7 protein-coding genes are annotated in these 2825 nt (G+C 42.9%); 4 read left to right on the top strand and 3 right to left on the bottom strand.

What is annotated here, in order from left to right:
* Both H6G26_RS40615 and H6G26_RS40620 read right to left on the bottom strand, forming a co-directional pair.
* A partial coding sequence (locus tag H6G26_RS40615; protein WP_190737680.1) for a reverse transcriptase N-terminal domain-containing protein occupies positions 1 to 481 on the bottom strand: 481 nt, incomplete at its 3' end.
* The gene (locus tag H6G26_RS40620) at positions 474 to 659 is read right to left on the bottom strand and encodes a hypothetical protein (RefSeq protein WP_190737682.1); all 186 of its coding nucleotides are present in this window, start codon (positions 657 to 659) and stop codon (positions 474 to 476) included. The genes H6G26_RS40620 and H6G26_RS40615, both read right to left, overlap by 8 nt.
* A gap of 453 nt (positions 660 to 1112) precedes the next feature.
* Between H6G26_RS40620 and H6G26_RS40625 the strand changes: the two genes are divergently transcribed.
* Positions 1113 to 1361: a hypothetical protein gene (locus tag H6G26_RS40625; RefSeq protein WP_190737688.1), complete on the top strand. Its 249-nt coding sequence runs from the start codon at positions 1113 to 1115 to the stop codon at positions 1359 to 1361.
* A gap of 177 nt (positions 1362 to 1538) precedes the next feature.
* Entirely contained in the window at positions 1539 to 1799 is a 261-nt protein-coding gene (locus tag H6G26_RS40630) for a hypothetical protein (RefSeq protein WP_199327300.1), read from the top strand.
* Here the strand turns inward: H6G26_RS40630 and H6G26_RS44120 are convergent.
* The gene (locus H6G26_RS44120) at positions 1779 to 1910 is read right to left on the bottom strand and encodes a hypothetical protein (protein ID WP_277883976.1); all 132 of its coding nucleotides are present in this window, start codon (positions 1908 to 1910) and stop codon (positions 1779 to 1781) included. The genes H6G26_RS40630 and H6G26_RS44120 overlap by 21 nt on opposite strands.
* A gap of 96 nt (positions 1911 to 2006) precedes the next feature.
* Between H6G26_RS44120 and H6G26_RS40635 the strand changes: the two genes are divergently transcribed.
* Both H6G26_RS40635 and H6G26_RS40640 read left to right on the top strand, forming a co-directional pair.
* A complete protein-coding gene (locus tag H6G26_RS40635; RefSeq protein WP_190737684.1) occupies positions 2007 to 2219 on the top strand; it encodes a hypothetical protein in 213 nt (70 codons plus the stop codon).
* Positions 2220 to 2418: 199 nt separating this feature from the next.
* On the top strand, positions 2419 to 2823 hold the full coding sequence (locus H6G26_RS40640; RefSeq protein WP_190737686.1) for a cupin domain-containing protein: 405 nt from the start codon (positions 2419 to 2421) through the stop codon (positions 2821 to 2823).
* Positions 2824 to 2825: the final 2 nt, after the last annotated feature.

Here is a 2825-nt window from a genome sequence, read left to right on the forward strand (position 1 = left end):
GGGCAGAGCGCCCAGTTCTAAACCCATAACTCCTGGCGTGGAAAGTGGCTTCATGTGCTGGTTCGAGTGCATATTTTGCTAGGCATTGCCAAGCTCTATCCGCGATAGTTGGTATTTTAAGCATTCTGGTTGTCCCGTCTTTTTTAGGGATGGGGATTTCCCGTAAGCCTTGATGTTTCCAATTTCCATTATTCATTTTGAGTAGTTCTTCTAAATTGAAGCGTTCTTCGAACGATAGAGATTTCTTACCATCAATACCAGCCGTCTTTTTACCAGCATTTAGCTGAGATACTTGTCTTATTGCAAGAAATCGAGCCGAGGTGGATTTTAGAATGAGCTTTTGGAGAAACCGCGCTTTCCGCTTGTCTCCAACTTGAACCGCTTTGAATACGCGCTTTTGAAGGCGGAAAAGATTTCGGCGGAATTTCTTCCACGGTAAAGCTCTCCAAGATTCACTAGTTTTGTAACTGTGTCTAATCATTATCTCTTCTCTGGTTTGTATTTTCTGAACACCTCGCAACAATTACGTTGCGTCCTACCCGAATCAAAGGAATTCCGTATCTCGCCTTGCCTACCTGGGGTTCGACTTTCCCCAAGACCTTTGACTCGTTTTTATTCGTTCCCTCGGTTAGATTGATTGTTCCGTTAGATGTAGCCACTTCGACTACTGGATTCCCTAGACTCTTGCCGTTACTTTGAAAATGTTCGGCGGGAATGTTCCAGTGAGGTCAGGGGTTTTTATGTTGCACCCTGCCTATTTGTGAGTCGCTTTTCTAGGCTCTGTTTCATCGTGGGAACTCCCTGTTAGCGTCAGTGTCAGCCTGCAACGGCTGTCTGATTGCGCCCAGTTAAGAGCTTCACTCTACAAGAAACGAGCTTGTTCGGTGTGGGCAGATAAGGAGTCAATTCTGAGTCTGAATGGTAGGGCTTACACCTACATCAAACCGAGAGTTCAACCTTTAATGACAGTAATCTGCTGTCAGGTTGGATTAGTTATGTACGGACTTACACCGTGATTCACTAATCAACGAATCGCACTTTCAATCAAATGATGCATGAATATATTGATGCCAGAAACTATCCTTATAAATAGAACAGCGATTACAGAACCAATGCCCAGCAAGACAATCCAAGTCCGAGAGTACACCGTTAGAGCGCACAAGCGGGAAATTCATACCCGCGTTTTCAACTTCGTATGTAAGCAGTGCGAACAACCCACACAACGAGAAACCTTTGGTGTCCGACCGCTCTACTGTGAGCAATGCCGTCCGCCACAAGCACCCAAGAAATCAGTAGTTCCTCTGAAGAAGAGAAAACCCAGAGCTATGACTTATAAGAGTGGTAAAGACATAGCCGGATGATTGATTTGTTGTTCTCAAGGTTCTGAGTGAGCGCACGAAAGTGAGTGAAGCAGTGCGCTCATTCGCTCAACCTAACTCAAACTGGTAAAAAGTAACAAGAATGTTTATTCGATAACTAAGTAAGACTAAAATGGGAAGCAGAGCGCCTACTGTTGTATAAAAAGGCAAAGGTTTTTTATGAACCCATTACCCCCTGAAGTAAATACACCTGAATTAAAACCCGAAAAGATTGGTAGATTAATTAAGCGCTTTGGTATTGGTGCAATAACCGGAGTAGCGATAGCTGGATTGTATTGGAGTTATACAGATTGGTTTGGATATGCAGAACCAATAACCATAGGTATCATGGGTAGCGTGATCCTAGCAATTTTCTGCGGATTGCTAACACTCAAATGGGGATACAAAATATTAGAGAGCTTATTGGGGTTGTTGCCATAATACAAATCTTTCGTATGTAACAGAACTAACGTTACAAGTATCTATGCAGATTACCGCTTCAGCAATTTCACTCAATGTGGATGATGTCACAGCATCGGCAACGTTCGTCATCCAATAGACATCTCCAAAAATGAATGTAGAGATGTTGCATTGCAATGTCTCTACAAGGGTTTCAGGTAACGCATAATTAATTTCTGGAGATGTCTAATGATGCAGTTTGCACTCGCTCGATGTTTTGCTCCCCAGCAAGTGATAGCTGTATTTGTCGATCGACTTGCTGGCAATACCCGTGTTCATCGCTTTTATGAACGTTTTGGTTTCCAATTTGTCGAGTCTCAACGATTTGGTAACGATGGCTGCTTCGTTTATTGCGTGAACCGAGCAGATTGGCATCATGGAAGTGCTATTGCATGGCGGTAGGGCAGAGCCAGCAGAACAGAACATTTCCGTGGACTTATCAGTGAAAAACTTTAATCAGCCGATAGCTGATAGTATTTATATACTATTAAATCTGAAATTTCCATCATTTCACGCGGTTCCTAGTAGCCTGCTAACCAAAAAAGTAAACTATCGACCGAAGCAGTAGCACAATGCCAGTCTAGAAAGAAAGCAATAACCAATGACTAGTAAAATTGCTCAATTTACCATAGATTCTACCTATCTTGTTCTTGGGGAAAATGGTGATAGTACTCCAATCCCAGTAAGTGATCGCTTTTTTGCAGATTTGGAAAATAAATTTGGTGACTTCAAGGGAAAGCGGCTAGTTTCACACTTTACGTTCACTGAAGACTGGGATACTTGGGAAATGCACCCTGCTGGAGAAGAGTTTGTTTGTCTGCTTTGGGGTCAGGTCGATTTAATCTTGGAGCAAGACGGAGCGGAAAATAGGATATGCCTGAGTACTCCCGGCGCTTATGTGCTTATTCCTCGTGGAATATGGCATACAGTTAAAGTTGATAGACCAAGTTCAATGTTGTTCATTACTCCTGGACAAGGAACGCAGAATCAAGCGAGAAGACAGTAAGT

It is taken from the genome of Nostoc sp. FACHB-888 (genome assembly GCF_014696655.1).
Taxonomy (GTDB): domain Bacteria; phylum Cyanobacteriota; class Cyanobacteriia; order Cyanobacteriales; family Nostocaceae; genus Nostoc.

Coding starts and splice junctions, on each gene's coding strand:
- H6G26_RS40625 (WP_190737688.1), top strand. CDS start 1,113: ATGCCCAGCAAGACAATCCAAGTCCGAGAGTACACCGTTAGAGCGCAC.
- H6G26_RS40630 (WP_199327300.1), top strand. CDS start 1,539: ATGAACCCATTACCCCCTGAAGTAAATACACCTGAATTAAAACCCGAA.
- H6G26_RS44120 (WP_277883976.1), bottom strand. CDS start 1,910: ATGACGAACGTTGCCGATGCTGTGACATCATCCACATTGAGTGAAATT.
- H6G26_RS40635 (WP_190737684.1), top strand. CDS start 2,007: ATGATGCAGTTTGCACTCGCTCGATGTTTTGCTCCCCAGCAAGTGATA.
- H6G26_RS40640 (WP_190737686.1), top strand. CDS start 2,419: ATGACTAGTAAAATTGCTCAATTTACCATAGATTCTACCTATCTTGTT.